The organism is Nitratireductor sp. ZSWI3 (genome assembly GCF_024655565.1).
Taxonomy (GTDB): Bacteria; Pseudomonadota; Alphaproteobacteria; order Rhizobiales; family Rhizobiaceae; genus Nitratireductor.
This window is the reverse complement of sequence record NZ_JANKOF010000205.1, coordinates 1-894: the sequence shown is the minus strand read 5'-3', so window position 1 is coordinate 894 and position 894 is coordinate 1. Positions and strand designations below refer to the sequence as shown.

Here is an 894-nt window from a genome sequence, read left to right as displayed (position 1 = left end):
TAGCGCGTCGCCTCCACCGGAGCGCCGGCGGCGTCCGTCACATGCCGCACCGAGGCAAGGTGATCGCGGTGCAGGAACTGCTTCGCCGTCCCGACGATCTTGATGTCCATGTGCGGATAGCGCGTGTAGGCGGCAGCCCCCGACAGGCTCGTGTCCAGTTCCACCTCCGCTGTCGGATAGGCAAAACTCTTCAGCGGCGTCTTCTTCACAACCCGCGCCCGTCCGGACCATAGGCGAGGTCGACGACCGCACCCGACGGTATCGTCACCCGCGACAGCCGGTTGGCCGCATCCCAGGCGAGCGTGCGCTGGCCGTCCGAGGTCATGTTGCCATTGGCGTCGTAGGTGAAGTTGCGCGCTCCAAGCGCCACCGGCGCATGCGGCCGCGCGCCGGTGTTCTGCGCGGGATAGGTGAAGGCGCCCGACAGCCGTGAGCGTGTCAGGAGATTGCCGTTCATGTCGTAGCCGAAAGTCTCGTTCAGCGACGCAGTTCCGGCATTCGTCGCCGACTTCAGCCAGTCGCGATGATCGTAGGCGTAGGTCCAGCTGTCGCTCGCATCGAGACCGTTGATCGCCGTGATGCGGCCGAGCTTGTCGCGCGTGTAGCTGTTGTCGAGCAGCTTGCTGCCGTTCGGCCGCGTGGTGACCATCTGCGTCAGCCAGCGCCGCGTCGGCGAATAGCTGAACCGCGTCGTCACGCCGTTCGCATAGGTGATCTGCCTGGTCTGCCCGTCCGCCTCGTACTGGATGTCGGCGATATAGCCGGGGATCGACTTTAGCCGGCTGCTGTGGGTGTAGCCCCAGCGCTCGCTGGACGAGCCGACGGACAGGCCGTTGGGCGAGTAGATCTTCCACAGCGGCTGATAGGACCGGTCCTCGCCGGTCTCGACGATGC

The 894-nt window shown here is 65.8% G+C and carries 1 protein-coding gene and 1 pseudogene; both read right to left on the bottom strand.

Annotated elements, in window-relative coordinates:
• The coding region (locus tag NUU27_RS25420; RefSeq protein ID WP_257765074.1) for a hypothetical protein at window positions 1-209 on the bottom strand (209 nt) is incomplete at its 3' end.
• A pseudogene (locus NUU27_RS25415) lies at window positions 206-894 on the bottom strand (hypothetical protein); the annotation flags it as partial. The pseudogene NUU27_RS25415 and the gene NUU27_RS25420, both read right to left, overlap by 4 nt.